Below are 22,509 nucleotides of genomic sequence, written 5' to 3' on the forward strand. Positions count from 1 at the left end.
GATCCCGTCGCAGAACATGCATCGACGCTGCTCCGGCGGGTCGGCTGACGGTCAGCGGGTCAGCGTGAGCAGGGCCAGGTCGTCGCGCAGCTCGCCGTCGACGAGCTTGACCACCTCGAAGGCCAGCTCGCCCGCCAGGTCCTCGACGGAGCGCCCGTCCCGCGCTGCGAGCAGCATCGCGAGCGTCCCCTCGCCGAGCTCGACCCCGCACGGGTCGCGGGCCTCGGTGACCCCGTCGGTGTGGAGCAGCAACGTCTCCCCGGGGGCCAGCCGGACCGGGACGGTCTCGATAGCGACGTCGGGCACGGCGCCGACGAGCATCCCCGGGCACCGCACGAGGCGGACGCTGCCGTCGGAGGCACGGACCAGCGGGTCGGGGTGGCCGCCGGAGGCGACGTGCAGGGTCAGCGGACCGGGGCCGGCGTCAGCGCGGAAGGTGAGCAGGGTCAGGGTCGTGAACCGGCCGTCCCGCTCCTCGGCGAGCAGCGCGTCGTTCAGCCGGCGCAGCACGAGCGCGGGGTCGTCGGTGTCGTGGGCCAGGGCGTTCAGCAGGTGACGCACCGCCGAGCTGAGGGCCGCCGCGGCCGGCCCCCTGCCGCACACGTCGCCGAGCGTGACCCACCAGCGGTCCGGCGCTGTGCGAAACACGTCGTAGTAGTCAGCGCCGATGTCACTGCCGGTCGTGCCCGAGCGGTGGTGGGCCGACAGGCGCACGCCGGGCACGAGCGGCAGGCTCGGTGGCAGCAGGCTCGCCTGGAGCGCGTGCACGCACTGCTGCAGCTCCCCGTGGAGCCGGGCCTTGTCGATGGCCGAGCCGGCACGGCGTCCCAGCTCGGCCGCAAGGGCCTGGTCCTCGGCGCTCAGCCGGCGCCCCCCGCACGTCAGGAGCAGCATCGACCCCACCGGGCGCCCGGCGGTGGTGAGCGGCAGGGTCAGCGCGGTCGTCGCCCCCAGGCCCGCGAGCAGGTGGCGCAGGCCCGAGCCCGGAGCGTCGGGCCCGGCGGCGGGGTCGCCGGTCGTGGTGTCGAGGTCGACGACGACCCCGGCCGGCAGGCGGCTCATCAGGCCGAGCAGCAGCCGCGTGCCGGGCGCCTCGCGCAGCCGTTGCGCCAGGTCGGCGCACTGCGGGTCTCGGTGGTCGAGGGCGCAACGCCGCACGCGGTCGCCGCCGGGGACCTCCACGAGGCACCAGTCGGCGATCCCGCCCACGGCCAGCTCTGCCGTCTGCCACACGGTGTCCTCGAGCTCCAGTGGGGCGTCGAGCAGGCGCAGCGCGCGGGCCAGCATCTCCTCGCGTCGGGCGGCGGCTGGGCCCGGCTCGGGGTGGACGGCCCGGGGCGGGCCAGCCTGCACGGGCGCGCCAGGCCCTGTCTCGACAACTGCTCCCCGACCGGACATCGCTGCCCCCGTTCCCCCGCCACCCCCGGGGCGGGCTCACAGGCCACTGTGCCGCAGCAGCGCGTTCGGTGAGCCTGCTTTGGGGGAATCTGTGAGCTGCGCTGACTGCCGGGTATGCCGTGCCGCCAGTCCCTTGGCCCGCCCATGCCTCTGGTGCTACACCGAAGGTGTCGCGCGGGGGCGCCTCACCAACCAGCGTGCCCACCGCGGACCGACCGCGGCGAGGACCGCCGCGGCGCGACATACGAGGAGGTGGTTCTGGTGGCCTTCAGCTATGACCCGTTCCGTGACCTCGACGCCCTGACCGAGCGCATGTTCAGCCGGGCCTCCGAGGTGGGGCAGGCAGTGCGTGCGATGCCGGTCGACCTGTTCCGGTCGGGTGACCACTACGTCCTGCGCTGCGACCTCCCGGGGGCTGACCCCGGCTCGGTCGACGTGGGTGTCGACGGCCGGACGCTCACGATCCGCGCCCAGCGCTCGGCCCAGCCCGAGGACGTGGAATGGCTCACCCAGGAGCGGCCAACGGGAACCTTCGCGCGGCAGCTCACGCTCGGGCGCGGGCTCGACGTGGACAGCATCGAGGCGACCTACGCGGACGGGGTGTTGACCCTGAGCCTGCCGGTGGCCGCGGAGTCCAAGCCCCGGCGGATCCCCGTGTCGGTCGGCGCCGAGTCCGAGAAGCCGGCCATCAGCGGGAGCGGGCCGACCCCGGCCGCACCGGCTCCACCGGCCGGCTGAGTCGCGGCAAGGCAACGGGTCCCGGGTCGGCGCCCGGGACCCGTTGCCTTGGCTCCCCGCAGCTGCGTGTCCTCAGGCGGCTGTCGCCGGGAGGACCCTCGTTGCCTGGAGGACCCTCACTGCGTCAGGTGCACGGGCTTGTGGGTCACCGCGCCGATGTCCTCCGCTGCGGCACTCAGCAGCTGGGCCGCGAGGTCGGCCAGGGCGCGCGCCGTCGCGAGCTCGTCGCCGATCTCGGGGACCTCGGAGTCGACCGGGTTGCGCCGGGCGCTGCCGTGCCCGGTGTGCAGCGGGCCGTCCGGGTGGTGCAGCCGGGCCTGGGCGCGCGTCTCCCCGTCGTGCTCGTCGATGTAGATGTCGACCTTCCAGTGCTTGGTCTGGGTCATGGCGGCCTCCCGTCGGGTGGTCTCCAGCGTGGCTGCGCCAGAGCCCGGACGGTCAGGGGCGAAGGTCCCCGGGGGGTCAGCCGGCCAGGTCGCCCAGGTCGACGGTGCTGTCGGCGAGTTGGGCGGGGTCGACCTTGGCGCGGGAGCGCACCAGGGCCTTGATCCCGTCAGCCTGGTCCCAGATGTTGGCGTTCAGGCCCGCGACGACGCGGCCACCGGCCAGCCAGAAGGCGAGGAACTCCCGGCCGGCGGGGTCCCCGCGGAAGACGACCTGGTCCCACTCCGACGCGTAGCCGTTGTACTCCATGCCGAAGTCGTACTGGTCGGAGTAGAAGTAGGGCACCCTCTCGTAGGGTGTGCCCGCGCCGAGCATGTTGCGCGCTGCGGCCGGCCCCTGGTTCAGGGCGTTGGCCCAGTGCTCGACCCGGACCCGCTTGTCGTAGAACGGGTGCCAGGCGTTGGCCACGTCGCCGGCGGCGTAGATGTCGGGGTGGCTGGTGCGCAGTGTCGCGTCGGTGAGGACCCCGTTGTCGACGTCGAGCCCGGCGGCGCGGGCGAGCTCGTCGCGGGGGGCCGCGCCGACGCCCATGACGACGAGGTCGCCCTCGACGAGGGTCCCGTCGGCGGTGCGCACACCGGTGGCGGAGGTGTCGCCCTCGACCCGCTCCACGCCGGTCGACAGGTGCAGGTCCACGCCCTTCTCGGCGTGCAGGTCGCGGTAGACCGCGCCGAGCTCGGGCCCCATGACGCGCTCGAGGGGGACCGCCTCGGGGGCGATCATCGAGACCTCGGCGCCGAGCATGCGGGCGCAGGCGGCGACCTCGGAGCCGATCCAGCCGGCGCCGATCACGACCACGCGCGAGGCGGACTCGATGGCGGTGCGCAGGTCGGCGGACTCCCCGAGACGGCGCAACGAGACGACCCCCGGCAGGTCGGCGCCGGGGATCGGGATGCGGCGCGGGCTGGCTCCGGTGGCCAGCAGCAGCCGGTCGAAGCCCAGGCGCTCACCGCCGTCGAGGACCACCTCATGGGCTGCGGGGTCGAGCGCCGTCACCGTCGTGGAGGTGCGCAGCTCGATGTCGTGCCCGGCGTAGAAGTCCTCGTCGTGGACGTAGAGCTTCTCGGCGGCCTTCTTCCCGAGCAGGAAGCCCTTGGACAGCTCGGGCCGCTCGTAGGGCCGCTCGTCCTCCTCGCCGAGCAGGACCACCCGACCGTCGAAGCCCTCCTCGCGCAGGGTCTGTGCTGCCTTGGCGCCGGCCAGGCTGGCGCCGACGATGACGAAGGTCTGGGTGCTCACGGTGCTCCCCTTCCAGGAGTCAGAAGCCTCGAGCCAGCGTAAGGAACTCCTGCCGTGAGCGCGCGTCCTCGCGCATCGCCCCGTGGAGGGCGGAGGTGACCGTCCGCGACCCGACCGCCTGCACACCCCGCAGGGACATGCACATGTGCTCGGCCTCGATGACCACGCCGACGCCCCGGGGTGCCAGCTGCTCCTGCAGCCACCCGGCGACCTGGGTGGTGAGCCGCTCCTGCACCTGAAGGTCGCGGGCGAACAGCTCCACGACGCGGGCCAGCTTGGACAGCCCCAGCAGCCGACCGGCGGGCAGGTAGCCCACGTGTGCGACGCCGCGGAACGGCAGCAGGTGGTGCTCGCACAGCGACTGGACGGGGATGTCCCGGGCCAGGACCAGCTCGTCATACCCCTCGTCGTTGGGGAACGTCGTCAGGTCGAACTCGCGGGGGGTGATCAGCTCGCTCAGTGACTCGGCCACCCGGCGAGGGGTGTCGGCGAGGTGCTCGGTGCCCGGGTCCTTGCCGAGGGCGCGCAGCAGGTCCGCGACGGCGCGTTCCGCGGCGCCGAGGTCGACCACCTCCCGGCCGTGCACGACCCTGAGGCGGCGCGGCAGCTCCGCGTCGCCCGGGTGGGGGGAGCTGGTGGGCAGGGACTCGCGGGCGGCAGAGCTCATGGGGGACGTTCCCTTCTAAAAGTCAATACAATCGAAATTAGAAGGCTCCCATCGATTCCGTCAAGCCCGGTTGGTTTTACAGTGGAGGCGTGGACATCAGACACGGCGACGGCGTCGAGGCGGCTGCGGCGCTCGCGGAGCCGACGCGCCGGCGGCTCTACGACTTCGTCGTCCGCGCCGGCCGGCCGGTGGGTCGCGACGAGGCCGCTGAGGCCCTCGACCTGCCGCGGCAGACGGCTGCCTTCCACCTCGACCGGCTGGCCGACGAGGGCCTGCTCGACGTCCGCTTCGAGCGGCGCAGCGGTCGGGTCGGTCCGGGCGCCGGACGTCCGGCCAAGCTCTACGTCAGGTCCGGGCGCGAGGTCTCGATCCAGCTGCCGGACCGGCGCTACGACCTGGCCGGCCTGCTGCTCGCGGCGGCGCTGGAGGAGGCGCAGTCCTCGCACGAGCCGCCACGGGAGGTCCTGGAGCGGCACGCCCACAAGCTGGGTGTCGACCTCGGGACGGAGGCGGCGGGGGAGCGGCGCCCCGTCCCGGCGGTGCTCGAGGACCTGGGGTTCGAGCCCGCCGAGGAGGCCGGGGAGGTCGTCCTGCGCAACTGCCCCTTCCACGAGCTCGCCAAGCAGCACACCGAGCTCGTCTGCGGCATGAACCTCCACCTGCTCGAGGGCGTGCTCGCCGGCCTGGGCGAGAGCGGCATGGCTGCCCGGCTGGCGCCGACGCCCGGCCACTGCTGCGTGCGGATCGCCCCGGCCGGTACCGCCACCCAGCCGACCGGCTAGCGCCCGGCCAGGCGCCCTCGGGGGGTTGGCAAGAATTTTACGAAAAGCCGGATTTTTCCGGACACAAGCCACACAATGGTCATACCCCAAGGCGTGACCAGCGGCGGGGTTCCTGTCCTCCCGCCGCCCGCGCCTTTGGGTGCGCTGCGGCATGCCCTCCTGAAGGAGACCCATCCGCATGTCTGCTCGTTTCAACCCGCCGCCGAACTGGCCTGCCGCTCCCCAGGGCTGGGTGCCGCCGCAGGGCTGGCAGCCGGACCCGGCCTGGGGCCCGGCCCCCGCGGGGTGGAACCTCTGGGTCGACGAGGCCGGCAACCCGGCTGCGGCCCCGGTCGCGGCGGCTGCCTACCCGGTCGCCACGCCTGCGGTGCCCGCGCCGGCCGCCAAGCGCAACTGGTTCATGCGTCACAAGGTGCTGACCGGTCTGGGTGCGTTCGTGCTGCTGGCCATCATCATCGGCTCGACCTCCGGCGGTGGCTCCACCCAGCCCGCGACGGTGGCCCCGGCGTCCGACGCGGCGGCTGCGGTGCCGGCCAAGCCGGCGGCGGTCAAGGCGAAGCCCAAGGCCAAGCCGCTGCCCGGGCTCCACTCCAAGGTCCGCGACGGCAAGTTCGAGTTCACGGTGTCCTCGATCAAGTGCGGCGTGAAGTCGGTGGGTGACAGCATGCTCGGCCAGAAGGCCCAGGGGCAGTACTGCCTCGTCAAGCTCACCGTCGAGAACATCGGTGACGAGGCCCAGTCGCTCTTTGCCGACAACCAGTACCTCTTCGACGCCAACGGCAAGAAGTTCTCGGCCGACAGTACCGCGAGCATCTACGCCGGCGAGGACGCGCAGACGATCTACAAGGAGATCAACCCGGGCAACTCGGTCACCGGCGTCGTCTACTACGACGTCCCCAAGACGGCCAAGCCGACCAAGCTCGAGCTGCACGACTCCGCCTTCTCCGGCGGCGTCACCGTCAGCCTGCGCTGACCGCACCACCGTGCCGGAAGGGGCGCGCGCCTGCGAGGGTGCGCGCCCCTTCGCGTGTCCGGCCACTGTCCATGATGCATCTAAGATAGATGCATCATGGACACAAGCCCCGGTATGCCGTCTGCCTCCGAACGCACCTACGCCCACCTCAAGCGCGCCATCCTCGACGGCACCCACGCCGGGGGCGTGCTGGTCACCGAGGGTGAGGTCGCCGAGGCCGTCGGGGTGTCCCGGACCCCGGTGCGGGAAGCGTTGCTGCGCCTGGAGGCCGAGGGTCTGGTGCGGCTCTACCCCAAGAAGGGGGCACTCGTCATACCGGTCTCCGCGCAGGAGGCGCGCGACGTCGTGGAGGCCAGGGAGCTCATCGAGCAGTGGGCCGCCGACCGGGTGTGGGCGCGCCGCGCGGAGGTGCTCGACGACCTCGCCGCGCTGCTGGAGCAGATGAGGGACGCGCGCAAGCGGGCGGCGGTGGCCGAGTTCAGCGAGGCCGACCGGGCCTTCCACGAGCGGATCGTCGCCGGCGCGGGCAACGCGATCCTCACCCGGCAGTACCGCTCGCTGCGGGAGCGGCAGATGTGCCTGACCAGCACCGCGATGCGGGTGGCCGATGGCCGCATGGACAAGGCGATCCAGGGCCACCGACAGCTGCTCGACCTGCTGCGGTCGGGCACCAAGGCGGCGTTCCTCGCCGCGACCCGCGAGCACCTCGCCACGGCCCGGGACCAGGCCGGGGTGGCCCGGTGACCCCGCCGCCCGCGCACCTTCAGCCGACCGACCCGACCCTGAAGCACCCGCTGGGCGGGCGCCGGGCGTGGCTGGTGTGGACCGTGGCCATCGCGGTCTACCTGCTGGCCGTCTTCCACCGGACCTCCCTGGGGGTGGCCGGGCTCGTGGCGGCCGAGCGGTTCCACATCAGCTCCGCGCAGCTGGCGACCTTCACGATGGTCCAGCTGTTCGTCTACGCCGGGATGCAGATCCCCGTCGGGGCGGCGCTGGACCGGTTCGGCTCGCGGCGGATGCTGACCATCGGCCTGACCCTGATGACGCTGGCCCAGCTGGGCTTCGCCTTCGCCAACAGCTTCGCCGAAGGCGTGGTGGCGCGGGTCTTCGTCGGGATGGGCGACGCGATGGTCTTCATCAGCGTGCTGCGCCTGGTCGCGCTGTGGTTCCCGGCGGCCCGGACGCCGATGGTCACCCAGGTCACCGGTCTGGTCGGCCAGCTCGGCGCGCTCGCCGCCGCCGGCCCGCTGTCGGCGGCGCTGCACGGCCTGGGCTGGACCCGCTCCTTCGCGCTGGCCGCCTCGCTCGGCGTGGTCGCCGGGGCGCTGCTGCTCGCGGTCGTGCGGGACTCGCCCTATGAGGACCACCACCGCGAGGAGCTCAAGATGAGCGCCGTCGGGCGGGCGCTGCGGCTCGCCTGGGAGACCCCCGGCACCCGGCTGGGGCTGTGGTCCCACTTCTCGGCGCAGTTCGGGGCCAACGTGTTCACCCTGCTGTGGGGCTTCCCGTTCCTCGTCTCCGGCGAGGGCCTGAGCGAGTCCACGGCGAGCACGCTGCTCGGCCTCATGGTCGTCACCACCATCGTCTGCAGCCCGATGATCGGCAGCTTCGTCACGCGCTGGCCCTACTCGCGTTCCACCCTCATCCTGTGGATCGTCGCGGCGATCGTCTCCGTGTGGTCCGCCGTGCTGCTCTGGCCGGGCCGCGCGCCGCTGTGGCTGCTGGTGGTCCTCGTCGTCGTCACCGCCGTCGGGGGCCCCGGGTCGATGGTCGGCTTCGACCTCGCCCGCACGTTCAACCCGCCCACCCGCATCGGCAGCGCCACCGGGATCGTCAACGTCGGCGGGTTCTTCGCCGCGCTGTCGACCGTCGCGCTCATCGGGATCGTCCTGGACCACGTCGCCCCCGGTGGCCCGTCGACCTACACGGTCGGGTCGTTCAAGGCCGCCATGTCGGTGCAGTACCTCGTCTGGGCCGTCGGCGTGGTGCAGATCCTGCGCTACCGGCGCCGGACGCGCCGGCACCTGCGCGAGCAGGACCCCGAGACGTATGCCGCGATGCGCGGTGAGCGGGCCACGGTCGCCTGAGCCGCCTCCGGCCCTCCGTCCTTCCCGGGCCCTTCCCGCCGAGAGGGACGTTCCTCGGGGTTTGCGGCGGGTCCAACCCCTCGAGGAACGTCCCCCTCGACGCTCTCCTCTCCGGCCGGCGGGCCCCGGCGTGCCGGAAATTCGGGTGGAGCGCCGGCGGGCCGCTTCGTAGGGTCGGGCTCGTGATGACACATGACGCCCACGAGGCGCTCGCCCTGTCCATCGCCCCGGTCCGGACCGACCGGCTGGACCTGCCGCTGTACACCGCCGAGGACCTGGCCGCGATGCTCGAGGGACGGCGGCTGCCCGGCTGGGTCGAGGGCTACCCCCGCGAGGACGACCTGGATATCGCCCGGCACGTCTCGTCGCTGCCGGAGCCGTCCGACCGCGACCGGCGATGGCTGCCCCGACACGTCGTCGTGCGCGAGGTCGGGCTCGCCGTCGGCAGCCTCGGCTTCTTCGGCCCGCCCCAGGACGGCGTGGTCGAGATCGGCTACGGCCTGGTCGAGTCGGCGCGGCGGCAGGGCTTTGCCTCCGAGGCGGTGGCAGCCCTCGTCTCGGCCGCGGCGGCCACTGGCGAGGTCGGCATGGTCATCGCGCACACCCTCCCGGACAACGTCCCCAGCCAGGCCGTGCTGCTGCGCGGCGGCTTCGTGCCCCGGGGCGTCAACGCCGACGGCGAGCACCGCTTCGAGCGCCGCCTCGGTTGAGCGGCTGACCGACGCCCTCGCCGGGGCTGCGGGTTTGCCGCCTGCTCTGCCGAGGTCGAGGGCGCTCTGCCGCGGTTGCAACCTCGGCAGAGCGACACCTTCCTCGGCAGAGCGGCCGGCCGCGCCGCACGGAGGGCCCGACCCGCCGCGCCGAACGCCGGGTCTCGACCAGCCGGTGGACGGGCGAAGCGGGCCGGCGTGACCAAATCGTGACCGGGTGCGCCATCGAGGTCCACCGATCCACCGCCTCAGGAGTGACCTGCGGAAAAACATGGATGTCATTTCCCTCCGGCCCGTCCGTGCAGGTCAGGGCGCTGTAGGCCTTTCGGGTGGGATTTGTGTGACTGGTGGGTGCGAAGTGACGCAGCGTGCGAATCTCGATCGGCTGAGCCCCTTCGATCCGGAGGTCCCCCGTGCGCCCCGACCCTGCTGCCCTGCGCCGCGCCACCCGCGCCGTGCTCGTGCTGGCGGCGGGCCACGCCCTGGTCGTGGGCCTGGTGGCCCCGGCCTCCGCCGACCCGGTCTACCCCTCCGCCAAGCAGGTCGCCGCAGCCAAGGCTGCCGCCGCCGCGAAGGCCTCCCAGGTCGACGCGATCCAGGCGAGCCTGATCGCCTCGACCGCCCACCTGGAGGCGGTGCGGGCCACGGCGGAGCAGGCGGCCGAGCGCTACAACGGTGCGACGGTGCTGCTGGCCCAGCGCACCCAGGCCGCCCGGGCTGCCGGGGAGCGGGCCGCAGCGGCCCGTCGTGCCGCGGACCGCGCCTCCGACAAGGTCGGCCAGCTCGCAGCCGAGGCCTACATGGACGGCGGCTCGCTGGGCGGGCTCGAGAGCTTCCTGTCCAGCAGCGGGCCGCAGGACGTGCTCGACAAGGCCGCCGGCCTCAACGTGGTGAGCACGATCCGTAACCGCACCCTGGAGCAGGCCTCCGCCAGCTCGATCGTGGCGGGCGTGCTCCAGCGCCAGGCGGCACAGGCCCAGGCCCAGCAGGTCGCGGCTGCCCAGGCCGCGGACGCCGCCCGCAAGGCAGCGCAGGCCCAGGCCGACCAGGCTGCCCGCGAGACCACCCGGGTCCGCCAGGAGCAGGACCGCATGGTCACCCAGCTGGCCGGCCTGCGGAACACGTCCGTGGCCCTGGAGCGCCAGCGCCAGCAGGGCCTGCAGGCCGAAGCCGCGGCGCGGGCGGAGGCCGCCGCCCGCGCCGCTGCGCAGGCACGGGCGGCGGCGGCCCGGGCCAGTGCCGCGCGCGCGGCGGCAGCTCGTGCCGAGGCCGCACGCCGGGCCGCGCAGGCGAGGCAGCACCAGCAGCACCAGCAGGGGAGCGGCACCACCCCGGCACCGGCTCCCGCCCCCGCGCCGACGCCGGACCCGACCCCCGCACCGCCCCCCGTCTCCGGTGGGGTCGGCTCGGTGCTCGCCTTCGCGCGGGCGCAGGTCGGCGAGCCCTACGTCTGGGGCGCCGCCGGACCGGACTCGTGGGACTGCTCCGGCCTGACGATGCAGGCGTGGGCCCAGGCCGGCGTGGGCCTGTCGCACTACACCGGCTCCCAGTGGGACGAGACCGCGCGGGTGTCCGTCGACGACCTGCGCCCCGGCGACCTGGTGTTCTTCGGCGACTCGGGACCGACCAGCCACCACGTCGGCCTCTACGTCGGCGGCGGCCAGATGATCGAGGCGCCCTACACCGGGGCCACGGTCCGCTACGCCAGCATCTGGCGCAGCGACCTGCTGCCCTACGGCGGCCGCCCCGGCTGGTGACCCGCCGCCCCAGCATGTTTGCTCAGCCCAGGCCGCTTTCGGCGGCCGAAACCACCCGCCATACCGGCCTGACGTGAGCAAACCGGCCTGAGGTGAGCAGGCGCACCAGGGCCGGGACGCGCGAAGGGCGCCCGCAACAGCTGCGGGCGCCCTTCGTGGTCAGGCAGGCGTGAGCCTCAGTGGCTCGAGTGGCTCAGTGGCCCGGGTTCGGCCCCGGCCAGCGGGCCGTGGTCATGCCGGCGTCCTTGGCGCGCTGCACGGCCTCGGCGACGATCTTCTCCGCCTCGGCGCGGCCGCCCCAGTGGGCGCCCTCGACCGACTTGCCCGGCTCGAGGTCCTTGTAGGTCTCGAAGAAGTGCTGGATCTCCAGGCGGTCGAACTCGCTGACGTGCTCGAGCTCGGTGATGTGCGCCTGACGCGGGTCGCCCGCGGGGATGCACAGGATCTTGTCGTCGCCGCCGGCCTCGTCACGCATGTGGAACAGGCCGATCGGGCGGGCGGACACGAGGCAGCCGGGGAAGGTCGGCTCCTCCAGCAGCACCAGCGCGTCCAGCGGGTCGCCGTCCTCACCGAGGGTGTCCTCGACGTAGCCGTAGTCGGCCGGGTAGCGCGTCGAGGTGAACAGCAGCCGGTCCAGCCGGATGCGGCCCGTCGCGTGGTCCACCTCGTACTTGTTGCGGTGTCCCTGCGGGATCTCGATGGTGACGTCGAATTCCACGTGTGTGCCCTTTCACGGGTCTCAGCAATCTGGCTTAGGCTCGCCGTCAAGTGTCCCGCACCAGTGCAAATCCGGGTCGAGGGGGGTTCGTGCGTCGTCAGCTGGCCGTCGCGGCGGGGGTGGTCGCGCTGCTCGCCGGCTACGTGACGCTCGACGTCCACGACGTCGTCCCCGGGGTGCTCACCGACGCGGCGCCGCGCGCCGCAGCAGCCGGTATGCCGGGTGCCTCCCTCCCAGCCGGAGCCTCGCCGTCCGCGACGTCCCCCGGCGTGCCCACCCCGGCGTCCTCGTCCCCGGTCGCGGTGCCGGTGGCTCCCGTCAAGGCCGAGGGGCCGCTCGAGCCGGTCGACTCGCTGGCCGCGGAGCCGACGGCCAAGGGCCTGACCTCGGCCCTCGACCACGCCCTGCACGACCCCAGGCTGGGGGCCACGGTCAGCGTGACGGTCCGCGACGGCCTTACCGGGGAGCACCTGCTCGACCTCGCCCCCGACGTCCCGCGCACGCCCGCGTCGACGGCCAAGCTGCTCACGGCGGCCGCGCTGGCCCGGGCCGGTGGGCTGGACGCACGGATGACGACCGCCGTGGTGCAGGGCTCCGGCCCCCAGGACGTGGTCCTCGTCGCCGGCGGCGACACCCTGCTCGACCCCGGCAAGGGGCACCCGGGCGCGGTGGCCGGGCGTGCGGGGCTGCTCGACCTGGCCCGGCAGGTGGCCACCGCCGCGCGGGACAAGGGCCTGACCACGCTCCGCCTGTCCGTGGACGACTCCTATGCGCGAGGCCCGGCCTACGCCCCGGGGTGGGTCCCGGTCGACATCGCCAACGGCCTGACCGGGCCGGTGGCCATGCTCGGCCTGTCCAGCCAGCGGCCGGGGCCCGGCCACCCGGCCTCGGCGGACCCGACGATGAGCGTCGCCCGCACCCTGGCCGCCCAGCTGCGCTCCCTCGGGGTGCACGTCGCGCCGGTCGTGGCGCGCGCCCGGACGGCGCCGGCGCCCGGCGCGGCCGTCCTCGGCCAGGTCGAGTCGGCCACCGTCGGGCAGGTGCTGGCCCTGGCCCTGGACGACAGCGACAACGCGCTGACCGAGTCCCTGGCCCGGCAGGCGGCGGTGCGGGCCGGGCGGCACAGCGACTTCCCGTCCGTGGCCCGCTGGGTGCTGTCCTCGCTCAAGGCCCGCGGAGTCCGCGCCACCGGCGTGCGGCTGGTCGACAGCTGCGGGCTCACCCGGGGCACCGTCGTCCCGGCCCGGGTCCTCGGCGACGTGCTGTCCCTGGCCTCGACCGGCAAGGACGCCGCCCTCCAGTCGGTGGTGGCCGCCCTGCCGGTGGCCGGGCTGACCGGCACGCTGCACGACCGCTTCCACTCGGCCAGCTCGCGGGCGGCGGCCGGCCTCGCGCGGGCAAAGACCGGCACCCTGACCGGGGTCAGCAGCCTCGCCGGGACCGTGGTCGACCGGGACGGCCGGCTGCTGACCTTCGCCGTGCTCGCCGACCGGGTGCCGCCCGGGGTGGGAACGCTCTACGCGAGGGCCGCGTTGGACGCCTTCGTAGCGACACTCGCGACCTGCGGCTGTCGATGACGCCCCCCTACGGTGAAGGCATGGGCATGGCAACCACCACTGGACCCGCCGGCGGACGCGCCGGGACCGACCCCGGCTACGTCGACTGGGAGTTCGCCAAGGCCACCGGCAGGCGGCTCGTGCCTGCCGGCCCCAAGGTGTCCCCGGCGGAGGCGGCGCAGGCGGTCGCCGCCCTGCGGGACGCGGCCGCGCGGGCCCGACAGCCGGTGGCCGACACGGCCCGGATGCAGGCCGACGCGGCCGACCACGCGGCCCTCGTCGTCGACCGGCCCGGCTGGATCGACGCCAACGTCGACTCGCTGCGCGGCATGCTCACGCCCGTCGTGGAGCGGATGGCGGCCAAGCGTGCGGCGACCTCCAAGGCGTCGGGGACCTCCGGGGCCGCGGTCACGGCGGTCGGCGGCAAGGTCACCGGCGGCGAGACCGGCGCCCTGATGTCGTTCCTGGCGACCAAGGTCCTCGGCCAGTACGACCTGGCGCCCGACGGCACCCCGCGGCTGCTGCTCATCGCACCCAACGTGGTCCAGGCCGAGGTCGAGCTGGGGGTCGACCCGGCCGACTTCCGCCTGTGGGTGTGCCTGCACGAGGAGACCCACCGGGTGCAGTTCACCGCCGTCCCGTGGCTGCGCGAGCACCTGATCGACCGGGCCCGCGAGCTGTCCCTGGACCTGATGCCCGACCCGGACCAGCTCGGCGCCCGGTTCGAGCAGCTCGCCCAGAACCTGCCCCAGGCGTTCCGGGCCGGCGGCACCGGCCTCACCGAGCTGATGACCACCCCAGAGCAGCGCGAGAAGATCGCCGCGCTGACCGCCGTGATGTCCCTGCTCGAGGGCCACGCCGACGTGGTGATGGACGACGTGGGCCCCAAGGTCGTGCCGACCGTGGACCAGATCCGCGCCAAGTTCCAGCGCCGTCGCGAGGGCGCCGGCAGCATCGACCGGCTGCTGCGTCGCCTGCTCGGCCTCGAGGCCAAGATGCGGCAGTACCGCGACGGGGCGGCCTTCGTGCGCTCGGTCACCGAGACCGTCGGCGTCGACGGCTTCAACGCGGTGTGGACCTCGTCGGAGACCCTGCCGAAGGCCGCGGAGATCGAGGACCCCCAGGCCTGGGTCCGCCGCGTCCACGGGTGACCGGACCGCACTCCGCGGTCGCGGCCACCCGGGTCGCCGTCCGCCGTGCGCTGTCCGACGTCGGGGCGGGGTCCCTCGTCCTCGTCGGGTGCAGCGGCGGCGCGGACTCCCTCGCGCTGGCGGCGGCGCTCGCCTTCGAGGCGCCCCGCGCCGGGCTGCGCGCGGGCGCGGTCGTCGTCGACCACCAGCTCCAGGAGGGCTCGGCCGGCGTCGCCGCGCGGGCGGCCGGCCAGTGCCGGGCGCTGGACCTCGACCCGGTCGAGGTCGTGGCGGTGCGGGTCGCCGACACCGGGAAGGGACCCGAGGCGGAGGCGAGGCGGGCGCGATACGGCGCGCTGGAGGAGGCCGCCGACCGGCTGGGTGCCGCGGCGGTGCTGCTCGGGCACACCCGCGACGACCAGGCCGAGCAGGTGCTGCTCGGGCTGGTCCGGGGCTCGGGCGCGCGCTCCCTGGCCGGCATGCCGCAGCGCCGGGACGCCCTGGTCCGTCCGTTCCTGGGGCTGGACCGGGCCACCACCCGGGCCGCCTGCGAGGCGCAGGGCCTGACCCCGTGGGACGACCCGCACAACGAGGACCCCGCCTACCTGCGGGTCCGTGTCCGGCGGCTGCTCGGCGACCTCGAGCAGGCGCTCGGCCCCGGCGTCGCCGCGGCGCTGGCCCGCAGCGCCGACCTGCTGCGCCAGGACGCCGACGCCCTGGACGGCCTTGCGCGCGAGGCGCGCGCCTCGCTGGGCGAGGGGCCGTGGGAGGCGGCGGCCCTCGCCGCGCTGCCCCGCGCGATACGGACCCGGGTATGGCGGGTGCTCGCCATCGAGGCCGGCTCACCGCCGGGGGCGCTGTTCGCGGCCCACGTCGACGCGCTCGACGCCCTCGTCGCCGACTGGCACGGCCAGGGGCCGGTCGACCTGCCCGGCAAGGTGTGCGCCCGGCGGTTCGGCGGGCGGGTCACGCTGGAGGGCCCGCGTCCGGTTCAATAGGGGCTTCCGTTCATCCCCCCAGCTGTTTGGAGAAGTCGTGGACGCTGCCCACATGGGAGCCGACCTCGAGCGCGTGCTGATCACCGAGGAGGAGATCCACGCCAAGCTCGACGAGCTCGCCACCAGGATCTGGGCCGACTACGAGGGCAAGGACCTGCTCCTCGTGGGTGTGCTCAAGGGCGCGGTCATGGTCATGGCCGACCTGATGCGGGCCCTGCCGGGCACCGCACCGGTGGACTGGATGGCGATCTCCTCCTACGGCTCGGGCACCAAGTCCTCCGGCGTGGTGCGGATCCTGAAGGACCTCGACGCCGACATCACCAACCGCCACGTGCTCATCGTCGAGGACATCGTCGACTCCGGCCTGACCCTGAGCTGGATCAAGTCCAACCTGGAGTCGCGCAGTGCGGCCTCGGTGGAGATCTGCACCTTGCTGCGCAAGCCGGAGGCGGCCAAGGTGGAGGTTGACGTCAAGTACGTCGGCTTCGACATCCCCAACGAGTTCGTCGTCGGCTACGGGCTCGACTACGCCGAGAAGTACCGCAACCTGCGGGTCGTCGGCACCCTCGCGCCGCACGTGTACTCCTGACGCCGGTCCCGGGCCCCTGCCGAGGCCCCGGGACCACGCGCCGGCCACCGGAACACAGCCTTCACGCCGGTCGTTGACCAGCGAGAATGCCGCACCCCGGTGCGGTGTAGCGTCATCCCCACCGTCGGCTCGCTGGCTCTGGCCCCGCGGACGACTTTGCTGAGCGACCAGGAGGGACGGGGCAGCAGACCCCGCACACACATGGACTTCAAGCGCATCCTTCGCACCCCGATGGTCTGGGTCATCCTGATCATTGGCATCGGCGTGCTGTGGTTCTCCGTCGGCGAGACGAGCGGCTTCACCCGCATCGACACCTCCGCCGCGGAGAAGCTGATCACCGACAACAAGGTCGACTCGGCCAAGTTCGTCGACAACGAGCACATCGACCTGACCCTGAAGAAGGGTCAGAGCTACACCGGCGGAGACGTCAAGGACGCGACCCGGGTCCGCGCGTTCTACGTCCAGCCACGTGGGCCCGAGCTGGTCAAGCTGCTCAACGACCACCTGCCCCCGGCCGGCTACACCGACGAGGTCGCCCAGCCCAACTGGCTGCTCAGCCTCGCCGCCACGCTGCTCCCGCTGGTCCTCGTGCTGGGCCTGTTCTGGTTCCTGATGAACCAGATGCAGGGCGGTGGCTCCCGGGTCATGAGCTTCGGCAAGAGCCGCGCCAAGCTGGCCTCCAAGGACACCCCCAAGGTCACCTTCGCCGACGTCGCCGGCGCGGACGAGGCCGTGGAGGAGCTGCAGGAGATCAAGGAGTTCCTGGCCGAGCCGGCCAAGTTCCTCGCCGTCGGCGCCAAGATCCCCAAGGGCGTCCTGCTCTACGGCCCGCCCGGCACCGGCAAGACGCTGCTGGCCCGCGCCGTCGCCGGCGAGGCCGGGGTGCCGTTCTACTCCATCTCCGGCTCGGACTTCGTCGAGATGTTCGTCGGTGTCGGTGCCTCCCGCGTCCGCGACCTGTTCGAGCAGGCCAAGGCCAACGCGCCGGCCATCGTCTTCGTCGACGAGATCGACGCCGTCGGCCGTCACCGCGGCGCCGGCCTCGGCGGTGGCCACGACGAGCGCGAGCAGACGCTGAACCAGCTGCTCGTCGAGATGGACGGCTTCGACGTCAAGACCAACGTCATCCTCATCGCGGCGACCAACCGCCCCGACATCCTCGACCCGGCCCTGCTGCGCCCGGGCCGCTTCGACCGCCAGATCGCCGTCGAGGCCCCCGACATGCTCGGCCGCCACCACATCCTCCAGGTGCATGCCAAGGGCAAGCCGATGGCCACCGACGTCGACCTGCTCGCCGTCGCCCGCCGCACCCCCGGCTTCACCGGTGCCGACCTGGCCAACGTGCTCAACGAGGCGGCCCTGCTGACCGCCCGCGGCAACGCCAAGCTGATCGACAACCACGCCCTGGACGAGGCCATCGACCGCGTCGTGGCGGGTCCGCAGAAGCGCACCCGCATCATGAGCGCCCGGGAGAAGAAGATCACCGCCTACCACGAGGGCGGCCACGCCCTCGTCGCCGCGGCGATGAACAACACGGACCCCGTCACCAAGGTGACGATCCTGCCGCGCGGTCGCGCCCTCGGATACACGATGGTGCTGCCGGCGGACGACAAGTACTCCACCACGCGCAACGAGATGCTCGACCAGCTGGCCTACGCCCTCGGTGGCCGCGTCGCCGAGGAGATGGTCTTCCACGACCCGACCACCGGTGCCGCCAACGACATCGAGAAGGCCACTGGGCTGGCGCGCAAGATGGTCACCCAGTTCGGCATGAGCGAGCGGGTCGGCGCGATCAAGCTGGGCCAGGAGCGCGGCGAGGTCTTCCTCGGCCGGGACATGGGCCACGAGCGCGACTACTCCGAGGCTGTCGCCGGCGTCGTCGACGAGGAGGTGCGCCGCTTCATCGAGGCCGCCCACGACGAGGCCTGGAACGCCCTCAACGACAACCGCGAGGTGCTCGACCGCCTGGTGCTGGAGCTGCTCGAGAAGGAGACGCTGGGCAAGGAGCAGCTGGCGGAGATCTTCTCGCCGGTGATCAAGCGCCCGCAGCGCCCGATCTGGCTCTCCAGCGACCGTCGTCACGTCAGCGACCTGCCGCCGGTCCTCACGCCGGCGGAGAAGGCCGCCCTGGGCAACGGCTCGCGCCCCAAGGACAGCCAGCAGCACGTCGAGGAGCACCCGCCGACCGCGGTCATCGAGGTGCCCGAGGGTGGGTATGTCGACCCCGACACACATTGATCTCGAGCGCGCGGAGCGCGCCGTCCGTGAGCTGCTCGTCGCGATCGGGGAGGACCCCGATCGCGACGGGCTGCGGGCGACCCCCGGGCGGGTAGCGCGCGCCTACGCCGAGATGTTCGCCGGCATGGAGCAGGACCCCGAGGACGTGCTCAGCACGACCTTCGAGATCGGCCACTCCGAGCTGATCCTCGTGCGCGACATCGAGGTCTACAGCACCTGCGAGCACCACCTGGTGCCCTTCCACGGAGTGGCGCACGTCGGCTACATCCCGGGCCGGGACGGCCGGGTCACCGGGCTGTCCAAGCTGGCCCGCCTGGTCGACGTCTACGCGCGCCGACCGCAGGTGCAGGAGCGGCTGACCACGCAGATCGCCGACGCGATGGTCAAGCACCTCAAGCCCCAGGGGGTGATCGTCGTGGTGGAGTGCGAGCACCTGTGCATGTCCATGCGCGGGGTCCGACGGCCCGGCTCCCGCACCATCACCTCCGCGGTGCGCGGGCAGCTGCGGGACGCGGCCACCCGGGCCGAGGCGATGGGGCTGCTGGGGGGCAACCGGTGAGTGAACGCGCCTCCACGCGTCAGCCCACCTCCCTCCACCAGCGGTTCTCGGCCTTCACCCGACCGCGGTCGCAGGTGCCGCGCGTCATCGGCTTCCTGACCTACCTGATCGGCCTGGGCGACATCATCACCGGGCTGCGCCACGGCCTGGGGCACCGCCTGCACCCGATCGCGGACGTCCTGCCCGGCAGCGTCGCCAACGCCGCCTCCGCCGCCACCGTGGTCGCCGGCATCCTGCTGTTCTTCCTCGCGCACGCCCTGCGCCGTCGCAAGCGCCGGGCCTGGCGTGCCGGTGTCGTGCTGCTCAGCGTCAGCGTCCTGCTGCACGCCGAGCGGCTGGAGCTCATCGCCACCGCGGTCTCGTTGGTCGTGCTCATCGTCCTGGTCGTCAACCGCGACCAGTTCCGGGCCCTCGGCGACCCCACCACCCGCTGGCGCGCCGCCCGGGTGTTCGTGGCGCTGTCCGCGATCAGCGTCGTCATCGGGCTGGTCCTGGTCGAGTCGCGCCGGCACGCCGTCGTGGGGGGACCGCCCTCGTTCGACCAGGCGCTGTGGCAGGTGCTCACCGGGCTGGTCGGGCTCAACGGGCCCCTGGTCTTCATCAGTGACCGGGCCAACGACGTCATCGGCGCGGTCCTGCTCGGCCTGGGCCTGATGACCCTGATCACCACGGTCTACCTCGCGCTGCGCGCCCCCGAGCCGCGGCCCATGGTCACCGACGAGGACGAGGCCCGGCTGCGCGGGCTCCTGGAGCGCAGCCCCGACTCCCTGGGCTACTTCAACCTGCGCCGGGACAAGAGCGTCATCTGGTCCGAGTCCGGCAAGGCGGCCATCGCCTACCGCGTCGTCTCCGGGGTCATGCTGGCCAGCGGCGACCCGCTCGGCGACCCCGAGGCCTGGCCCGGGGCGATCGGGTGCTTCCTGCGCGAGGCCGAGCTGCACGCCTGGACGCCTGCCGTCATCGGCTGCTCCGAGCGCGGGGGCCAGGTGTGGACCCGGGAGACGGGTTTCGACATCCTCGAGCTCGGTGACGAGGCCGTGGTCGACGCCGAGGCGTTCTCCCTCGAGGGACGGCCGATGCGCAACGTGCGCCAGATGGTCAAGCGGATCGGCCGCGCCGGCTACACCACCGACGTGGTCCGCGCCTCGCAGGTGACCGAGGGGGAGCGCCGCCGGGCCCTGGCCGACGCCAACGCGTGGCGCGGCACCGAGACCGAGCGGGGCTTCTCGATGGCCCTCGGGCGCCTGGTCGACCCGGCCGACCCCGACGCGGTGCTCGTCGTCGCCCGCCAGGACGGCGTGATCCGGGCGTTCCTGCAGTTCGTGCCGTGGGGCGGCGACGGGATGTCGCTGGACGTCATGCGCCGCGACCGCACCGCCGACCCCGGGGTCAACGAGCTGATGATCGTCGACGCGCTCCGGGCGGCGCCCGAGCTCGGCGTCAAGCGGGTCTCCCTCAACTTCGCCGCGTTCCGCTCGGCGTTCGAGCGCGGTGAGCGGCTCGGGGCAGGCCCGATGGAGCGCGCCTGGTACCGCGTCCTGAAGTTCGCCTCCCGCTGGTTCCAGATCGAGAGCCTGTACCGGTTCAACGCCAAGTTCCAGCCGGAGTGGGCACCCCGTTTCGTGGTCTACCCCGCGACGCGGGACATGCCCCGGATCGCGCTGGCCGCCCTCGAGGCCGAGGCCTTCCTCACCTGGCCCAAGCTGCGCTTCTTCAGCGGGAGCTCCACGTGAGCACCCTGGTGATGGGCGTCGTCAACGTCACCCCGGACTCCTTCAGCGACGGGGGCCGCTGGTTCGAGCCGGCGGCCGCCGTCGAGCACGGCCTGGCCCTGGCCGCCGAGGGCGCCGACCTGCTCGACGTCGGCGGGGAGTCGACCCGCCCCGGCGCCGGGCGACCGGACGAGGCCGAGGAGCTGCGCCGCGTCATACCGGTGGTGCGCGAGCTGGCCCGGCAGGGAGCCCGCGTCTCCATCGACACGATGCGCTCCGGGGTCGCCCGGGCGGCGCTGGAGGCCGGCGCCACCATCGTCAACGACGTCAGCGGGGGCCTGGCCGACCCGCAGATGCCCGCGGTCGTCGCCGGCACGGACGTGCCGTTCATCGCCATGCACTGGCGCGGGCACAGCGCCGACATGCAGCAGCGGGCCCACTACAACGACGTGGTCGGCGAGGTCTGTGCCGAGCTGTCGGCCCGCGTCGACGACCTGCTTGCGTGCGGACTGCGGCGGGAGCAGCTCGTCCTCGACCCCGGCTTCGGCTTCGCCAAGCTGGCCGACCACAACTGGACGCTGCTGGCCCACCTGGAGGCCCTCACCGCGATGGGCCTGCCGGTGCTGGTCGGCACCTCGCGCAAGACCTTCCTCGGCCGGCTCGGGCTGCCCGAGGACGCCACGCCGCGGCCGCCCCTGGAGCGGGACGCCGCGACCTGCGCCACCACGGTGCTCGCCGCCCAGGCCGGCGCGTGGGCGGTCCGCGTGCACGACGTCGCCTCCAGCGTCGCCGCCCTGCGGGTCCTCGCGGCCACGGAGGCCGCGCGATGACCGACCGCATCACCGTCACCGGGATCAAGGCCCACGGCCGCCACGGCGTGCTGGAGTGGGAGAAGCAGCTTGGCCAGCCGTTCGTCGCGGACGTGGTGCTCGAGGTGGACCTCACGCGCGCCGGCGAGAGCGACGACCTGGCCCACACGGTCAACTACGCCGCGGTGGCCGCCGAGGTCGTCGAGGAGCTCGCGGGGGAGCCGGTCGACCTCATCGAGACCGTGGCGCACCGGATCGCGCTGCGCGCGCTGTGCCACTCCCTCGTCGAGGCCGTCGAGGTGACGCTGCACAAGCCCGAGGCGCCGGTCGGCGTGCCGTTCACCGACGTCAACGTCCACGTGCGGCGCGAGCGGGACACCCCGGTGGTCATCGCGGTGGGGGCCAACCTCGGGGACGTGCAGGGCACGCTGGAGTCCGCGGTCCGCGCGGTCGGCGGCCTCGAGGGGGTCCGCCTGGACTCCGTCTCCCCGCTGGTCGAGACCGACCCCGTCGGCGGGCCCGAGCAGCCCGTCTACCTCAACGCCGTGCTGCTCGCGCACACGCGCCTGGCCCCTCACCGCCTGCTGGCCGCGCTGCACCGGATCGAGGCCGCCCACGGCCGCGTCCGCGAGACCCGTTGGGGCGCAAGGACGCTCGACCTCGACCTGATCCAGTACGGCGACCCGGACGCCGGCACCGACGTCACGAGCGAGGACCCGGCGCTGACGTTGCCGCACCCCCGGGCGGGGGAGCGGGCGTTCGTGCTCACGCCGTGGCTGCGCGCCGACCCCGGGGCGCGGCTGCGGGTCGGCCCCGGACCCGAGGACGTGGCCGACGTCGCGCAGCTGCTCGAGCGCACCGACGCGGACGGCGTGCGCCCCGGACCGGATTGGAGTGCCGCATGGTGAAGGACGCGCGCGGGGTCACCGTGCGGATGGTGCTCGCGGTCATCGTGGTGGTGACCGGGCTCTCCTGGATCGCGCTGCGCTGGTGGACCAACGCCGGCCACTCGCTGCCCGGCCCCTCGTGGGGCAGCGCCGTGCTCCTGGTCTTCATGGCCGCCGGCATCTACGTCGCCGGCCTGCCGGTGCGCCGTTGGCAACGCGGCCAGGCCACCAAGCCGCTGAGCATGGTGCGTGCGCTGCGCACGCTCGTGCTCGCGCAGGCCGCCGCGCTGACCGGCTCCATGGTCACCGGCTGGTATGCCGCGCAGGTGCTGCTGCGCCTCCCCGACGTCGACGTGGCCGGCGTGCGGGCCGACGTCCTGCGGACGCTGGTGCTCCTCGCCGCCGGGGTCCTGCTCGTGGTGGCGGGGCTGCTCGCGCAGCGGATGTGCCGGGTCGACGAGGACCGCGACGAGGACCGCTCGGAGGACGCCGACGACCTGCGCTGAGGCCGTCGGGTC

22 protein-coding genes are annotated in these 22,509 nt (G+C 73.5%); 17 read left to right on the top strand and 5 right to left on the bottom strand.

Annotated elements, in window-relative coordinates:
- Positions 1 to 51: 51 nt before the first annotated feature.
- Positions 52 to 1,353, bottom strand: a complete 1,302-nt coding sequence (locus AC3ANM_RS13500; RefSeq protein ID WP_488284931.1) for a PP2C family protein-serine/threonine phosphatase — start codon at positions 1,351 to 1,353, stop codon at positions 52 to 54.
- Positions 1,354 to 1,659: 306 nt separating this feature from the next.
- On the opposite strand from AC3ANM_RS13500, the gene AC3ANM_RS13505 reads away from it, so the two are divergent.
- The gene (locus AC3ANM_RS13505) at positions 1,660 to 2,136 is read left to right on the top strand and encodes an Hsp20/alpha crystallin family protein (protein WP_488284932.1); all 477 of its coding nucleotides are present in this window, start codon (positions 1,660 to 1,662) and stop codon (positions 2,134 to 2,136) included.
- A 116-nt stretch (positions 2,137 to 2,252) separates the two neighbouring features.
- On the opposite strand, the gene AC3ANM_RS13510 is transcribed toward AC3ANM_RS13505, so the two are convergent.
- The 3 genes from AC3ANM_RS13510 to folE (AC3ANM_RS13520) form a co-directional block, all read right to left on the bottom strand.
- Positions 2,253 to 2,522, bottom strand: coding sequence for a dsRBD fold-containing protein (locus AC3ANM_RS13510; RefSeq protein WP_488284933.1), 270 nt, complete (start codon positions 2,520 to 2,522; stop codon positions 2,253 to 2,255).
- Positions 2,523 to 2,598: 76 nt separating this feature from the next.
- Positions 2,599 to 3,819, bottom strand: a complete 1,221-nt coding sequence (locus tag AC3ANM_RS13515; protein ID WP_488284934.1) for an NAD(P)/FAD-dependent oxidoreductase — start codon at positions 3,817 to 3,819, stop codon at positions 2,599 to 2,601.
- Between the two features lie 19 nt (positions 3,820 to 3,838).
- The gene (folE, locus tag AC3ANM_RS13520; protein ID WP_488284935.1) at positions 3,839 to 4,486 is read right to left on the bottom strand and encodes a GTP cyclohydrolase I FolE; all 648 of its coding nucleotides are present in this window, start codon (positions 4,484 to 4,486) and stop codon (positions 3,839 to 3,841) included.
- A gap of 89 nt (positions 4,487 to 4,575) precedes the next feature.
- Here folE (AC3ANM_RS13520) and AC3ANM_RS13525 point away from each other — a divergent pair, with 89 nt between their 5' ends.
- From AC3ANM_RS13525 to AC3ANM_RS13550, 6 genes are all read left to right on the top strand, one after another.
- A complete protein-coding gene (locus AC3ANM_RS13525) occupies positions 4,576 to 5,268 on the top strand; it encodes a helix-turn-helix transcriptional regulator (RefSeq protein ID WP_488284936.1) in 693 nt (230 codons plus the stop codon).
- Between the two features lie 178 nt (positions 5,269 to 5,446).
- Positions 5,447 to 6,241: a DUF4352 domain-containing protein gene (locus AC3ANM_RS13530; RefSeq protein WP_488284937.1), complete on the top strand. Its 795-nt coding sequence runs from the start codon at positions 5,447 to 5,449 to the stop codon at positions 6,239 to 6,241.
- Positions 6,242 to 6,337: 96 nt separating this feature from the next.
- Positions 6,338 to 6,985, top strand: coding sequence for a GntR family transcriptional regulator (locus AC3ANM_RS13535; RefSeq protein WP_488284938.1), 648 nt, complete (start codon positions 6,338 to 6,340; stop codon positions 6,983 to 6,985).
- Positions 6,982 to 8,328 carry an MFS transporter gene (locus AC3ANM_RS13540; RefSeq protein ID WP_488284939.1) on the top strand — a complete coding sequence of 449 codons (1,347 nt, stop codon included), beginning with the start codon at positions 6,982 to 6,984 and terminating at the stop codon, positions 8,326 to 8,328. Before AC3ANM_RS13535 ends, AC3ANM_RS13540 begins: the two co-directional genes overlap by 4 nt.
- A gap of 185 nt (positions 8,329 to 8,513) precedes the next feature.
- Complete coding sequence (locus AC3ANM_RS13545) at positions 8,514 to 9,038, top strand: GNAT family N-acetyltransferase (protein WP_488284940.1); 525 nt, start codon at positions 8,514 to 8,516, stop codon at positions 9,036 to 9,038.
- Between the two features lie 413 nt (positions 9,039 to 9,451).
- Complete coding sequence (locus AC3ANM_RS13550; RefSeq protein WP_488284941.1) at positions 9,452 to 10,795, top strand: C40 family peptidase; 1,344 nt, start codon at positions 9,452 to 9,454, stop codon at positions 10,793 to 10,795.
- Between the two features lie 193 nt (positions 10,796 to 10,988).
- Here AC3ANM_RS13550 and AC3ANM_RS13555 read toward each other — a convergent pair whose 3' ends face one another.
- On the bottom strand, positions 10,989 to 11,513 hold the full coding sequence (locus AC3ANM_RS13555; protein ID WP_141786817.1) for an inorganic diphosphatase: 525 nt from the start codon (positions 11,511 to 11,513) through the stop codon (positions 10,989 to 10,991).
- 89 nt (positions 11,514 to 11,602) lie between these two features.
- Between AC3ANM_RS13555 and AC3ANM_RS13560 the strand changes: the two genes are divergently transcribed.
- From AC3ANM_RS13560 to AC3ANM_RS13605, 10 genes are all read left to right on the top strand, one after another.
- The gene (locus tag AC3ANM_RS13560; protein ID WP_488284942.1) at positions 11,603 to 13,090 is read left to right on the top strand and encodes a D-alanyl-D-alanine carboxypeptidase/D-alanyl-D-alanine-endopeptidase; all 1,488 of its coding nucleotides are present in this window, start codon (positions 11,603 to 11,605) and stop codon (positions 13,088 to 13,090) included.
- 20 nt (positions 13,091 to 13,110) lie between these two features.
- The gene (locus tag AC3ANM_RS13565) at positions 13,111 to 14,220 is read left to right on the top strand and encodes a zinc-dependent metalloprotease (protein WP_488284943.1); all 1,110 of its coding nucleotides are present in this window, start codon (positions 13,111 to 13,113) and stop codon (positions 14,218 to 14,220) included.
- Positions 14,217 to 15,197 carry a tRNA lysidine(34) synthetase TilS gene (gene tilS, locus AC3ANM_RS13570; protein ID WP_488284944.1) on the top strand — a complete coding sequence of 327 codons (981 nt, stop codon included), beginning with the start codon at positions 14,217 to 14,219 and terminating at the stop codon, positions 15,195 to 15,197. Before AC3ANM_RS13565 ends, tilS begins: the two co-directional genes overlap by 4 nt.
- Before the next feature lie 37 nt (positions 15,198 to 15,234).
- Positions 15,235 to 15,786 carry a hypoxanthine phosphoribosyltransferase gene (gene hpt, locus AC3ANM_RS13575; protein WP_488284945.1) on the top strand — a complete coding sequence of 184 codons (552 nt, stop codon included), beginning with the start codon at positions 15,235 to 15,237 and terminating at the stop codon, positions 15,784 to 15,786.
- A gap of 201 nt (positions 15,787 to 15,987) precedes the next feature.
- Entirely contained in the window at positions 15,988 to 18,024 is a 2,037-nt protein-coding gene (gene ftsH, locus AC3ANM_RS13580) for an ATP-dependent zinc metalloprotease FtsH (RefSeq protein ID WP_488284946.1), read from the top strand.
- On the top strand, positions 18,002 to 18,583 hold the full coding sequence (gene folE / locus AC3ANM_RS13585; protein ID WP_488284947.1) for a GTP cyclohydrolase I FolE: 582 nt from the start codon (positions 18,002 to 18,004) through the stop codon (positions 18,581 to 18,583). The genes ftsH and folE (AC3ANM_RS13585) overlap by 23 nt, the downstream gene beginning before the upstream one ends.
- Positions 18,580 to 20,316, top strand: a complete 1,737-nt coding sequence (locus tag AC3ANM_RS13590; protein WP_488284948.1) for a phosphatidylglycerol lysyltransferase domain-containing protein — start codon at positions 18,580 to 18,582, stop codon at positions 20,314 to 20,316. The genes folE (AC3ANM_RS13585) and AC3ANM_RS13590 overlap by 4 nt, the downstream gene beginning before the upstream one ends.
- An 11-nt stretch (positions 20,317 to 20,327) precedes the next feature.
- Complete coding sequence (folP, locus tag AC3ANM_RS13595; protein WP_488287954.1) at positions 20,328 to 21,125, top strand: dihydropteroate synthase; 798 nt, start codon at positions 20,328 to 20,330, stop codon at positions 21,123 to 21,125.
- A complete protein-coding gene (folK, locus tag AC3ANM_RS13600; protein WP_488284949.1) occupies positions 21,122 to 22,012 on the top strand; it encodes a 2-amino-4-hydroxy-6-hydroxymethyldihydropteridine diphosphokinase in 891 nt (296 codons plus the stop codon). The genes folP and folK overlap by 4 nt, the downstream gene beginning before the upstream one ends.
- Positions 22,006 to 22,497 carry a DUF3180 domain-containing protein gene (locus tag AC3ANM_RS13605; protein WP_488284950.1) on the top strand — a complete coding sequence of 164 codons (492 nt, stop codon included), beginning with the start codon at positions 22,006 to 22,008 and terminating at the stop codon, positions 22,495 to 22,497. Before folK ends, AC3ANM_RS13605 begins: the two co-directional genes overlap by 7 nt.
- Positions 22,498 to 22,509 lie beyond the last annotated feature (12 nt).

The organism is Oryzihumus sp. JJN4-3R (assembly GCF_057747915.1).

What these genes read in the sequence shown, in the direction of transcription:
- AC3ANM_RS13510 (WP_488284933.1), bottom strand. Translation starts at nt 2,522, where the DNA reads ATGACCCAGACCAAGCACTGGAAGGTCGACATCTACATCGACGAGCAC.
- folE (WP_488284935.1), bottom strand. Translation starts at nt 4,486, where the DNA reads ATGAGCTCTGCCGCCCGCGAGTCCCTGCCCACCAGCTCCCCCCACCCG.
- AC3ANM_RS13530 (WP_488284937.1), top strand. Translation starts at nt 5,447, where the DNA reads ATGTCTGCTCGTTTCAACCCGCCGCCGAACTGGCCTGCCGCTCCCCAG.
- AC3ANM_RS13535 (WP_488284938.1), top strand. Translation starts at nt 6,338, where the DNA reads ATGGACACAAGCCCCGGTATGCCGTCTGCCTCCGAACGCACCTACGCC.
- AC3ANM_RS13545 (WP_488284940.1), top strand. Translation starts at nt 8,514, where the DNA reads ATGACACATGACGCCCACGAGGCGCTCGCCCTGTCCATCGCCCCGGTC.
- AC3ANM_RS13565 (WP_488284943.1), top strand. Translation starts at nt 13,111, where the DNA reads ATGGGCATGGCAACCACCACTGGACCCGCCGGCGGACGCGCCGGGACC.
- ftsH (WP_488284946.1), top strand. Translation starts at nt 15,988, where the DNA reads ATGGACTTCAAGCGCATCCTTCGCACCCCGATGGTCTGGGTCATCCTG.
- folE (WP_488284947.1), top strand. Translation starts at nt 18,002, where the DNA reads ATGTCGACCCCGACACACATTGATCTCGAGCGCGCGGAGCGCGCCGTC.
- folP (WP_488287954.1), top strand. Translation starts at nt 20,328, where the DNA reads ATGGGCGTCGTCAACGTCACCCCGGACTCCTTCAGCGACGGGGGCCGC.
- folK (WP_488284949.1), top strand. Translation starts at nt 21,122, where the DNA reads ATGACCGACCGCATCACCGTCACCGGGATCAAGGCCCACGGCCGCCAC.
- AC3ANM_RS13605 (WP_488284950.1), top strand. Translation starts at nt 22,006, where the DNA reads ATGGTGAAGGACGCGCGCGGGGTCACCGTGCGGATGGTGCTCGCGGTC.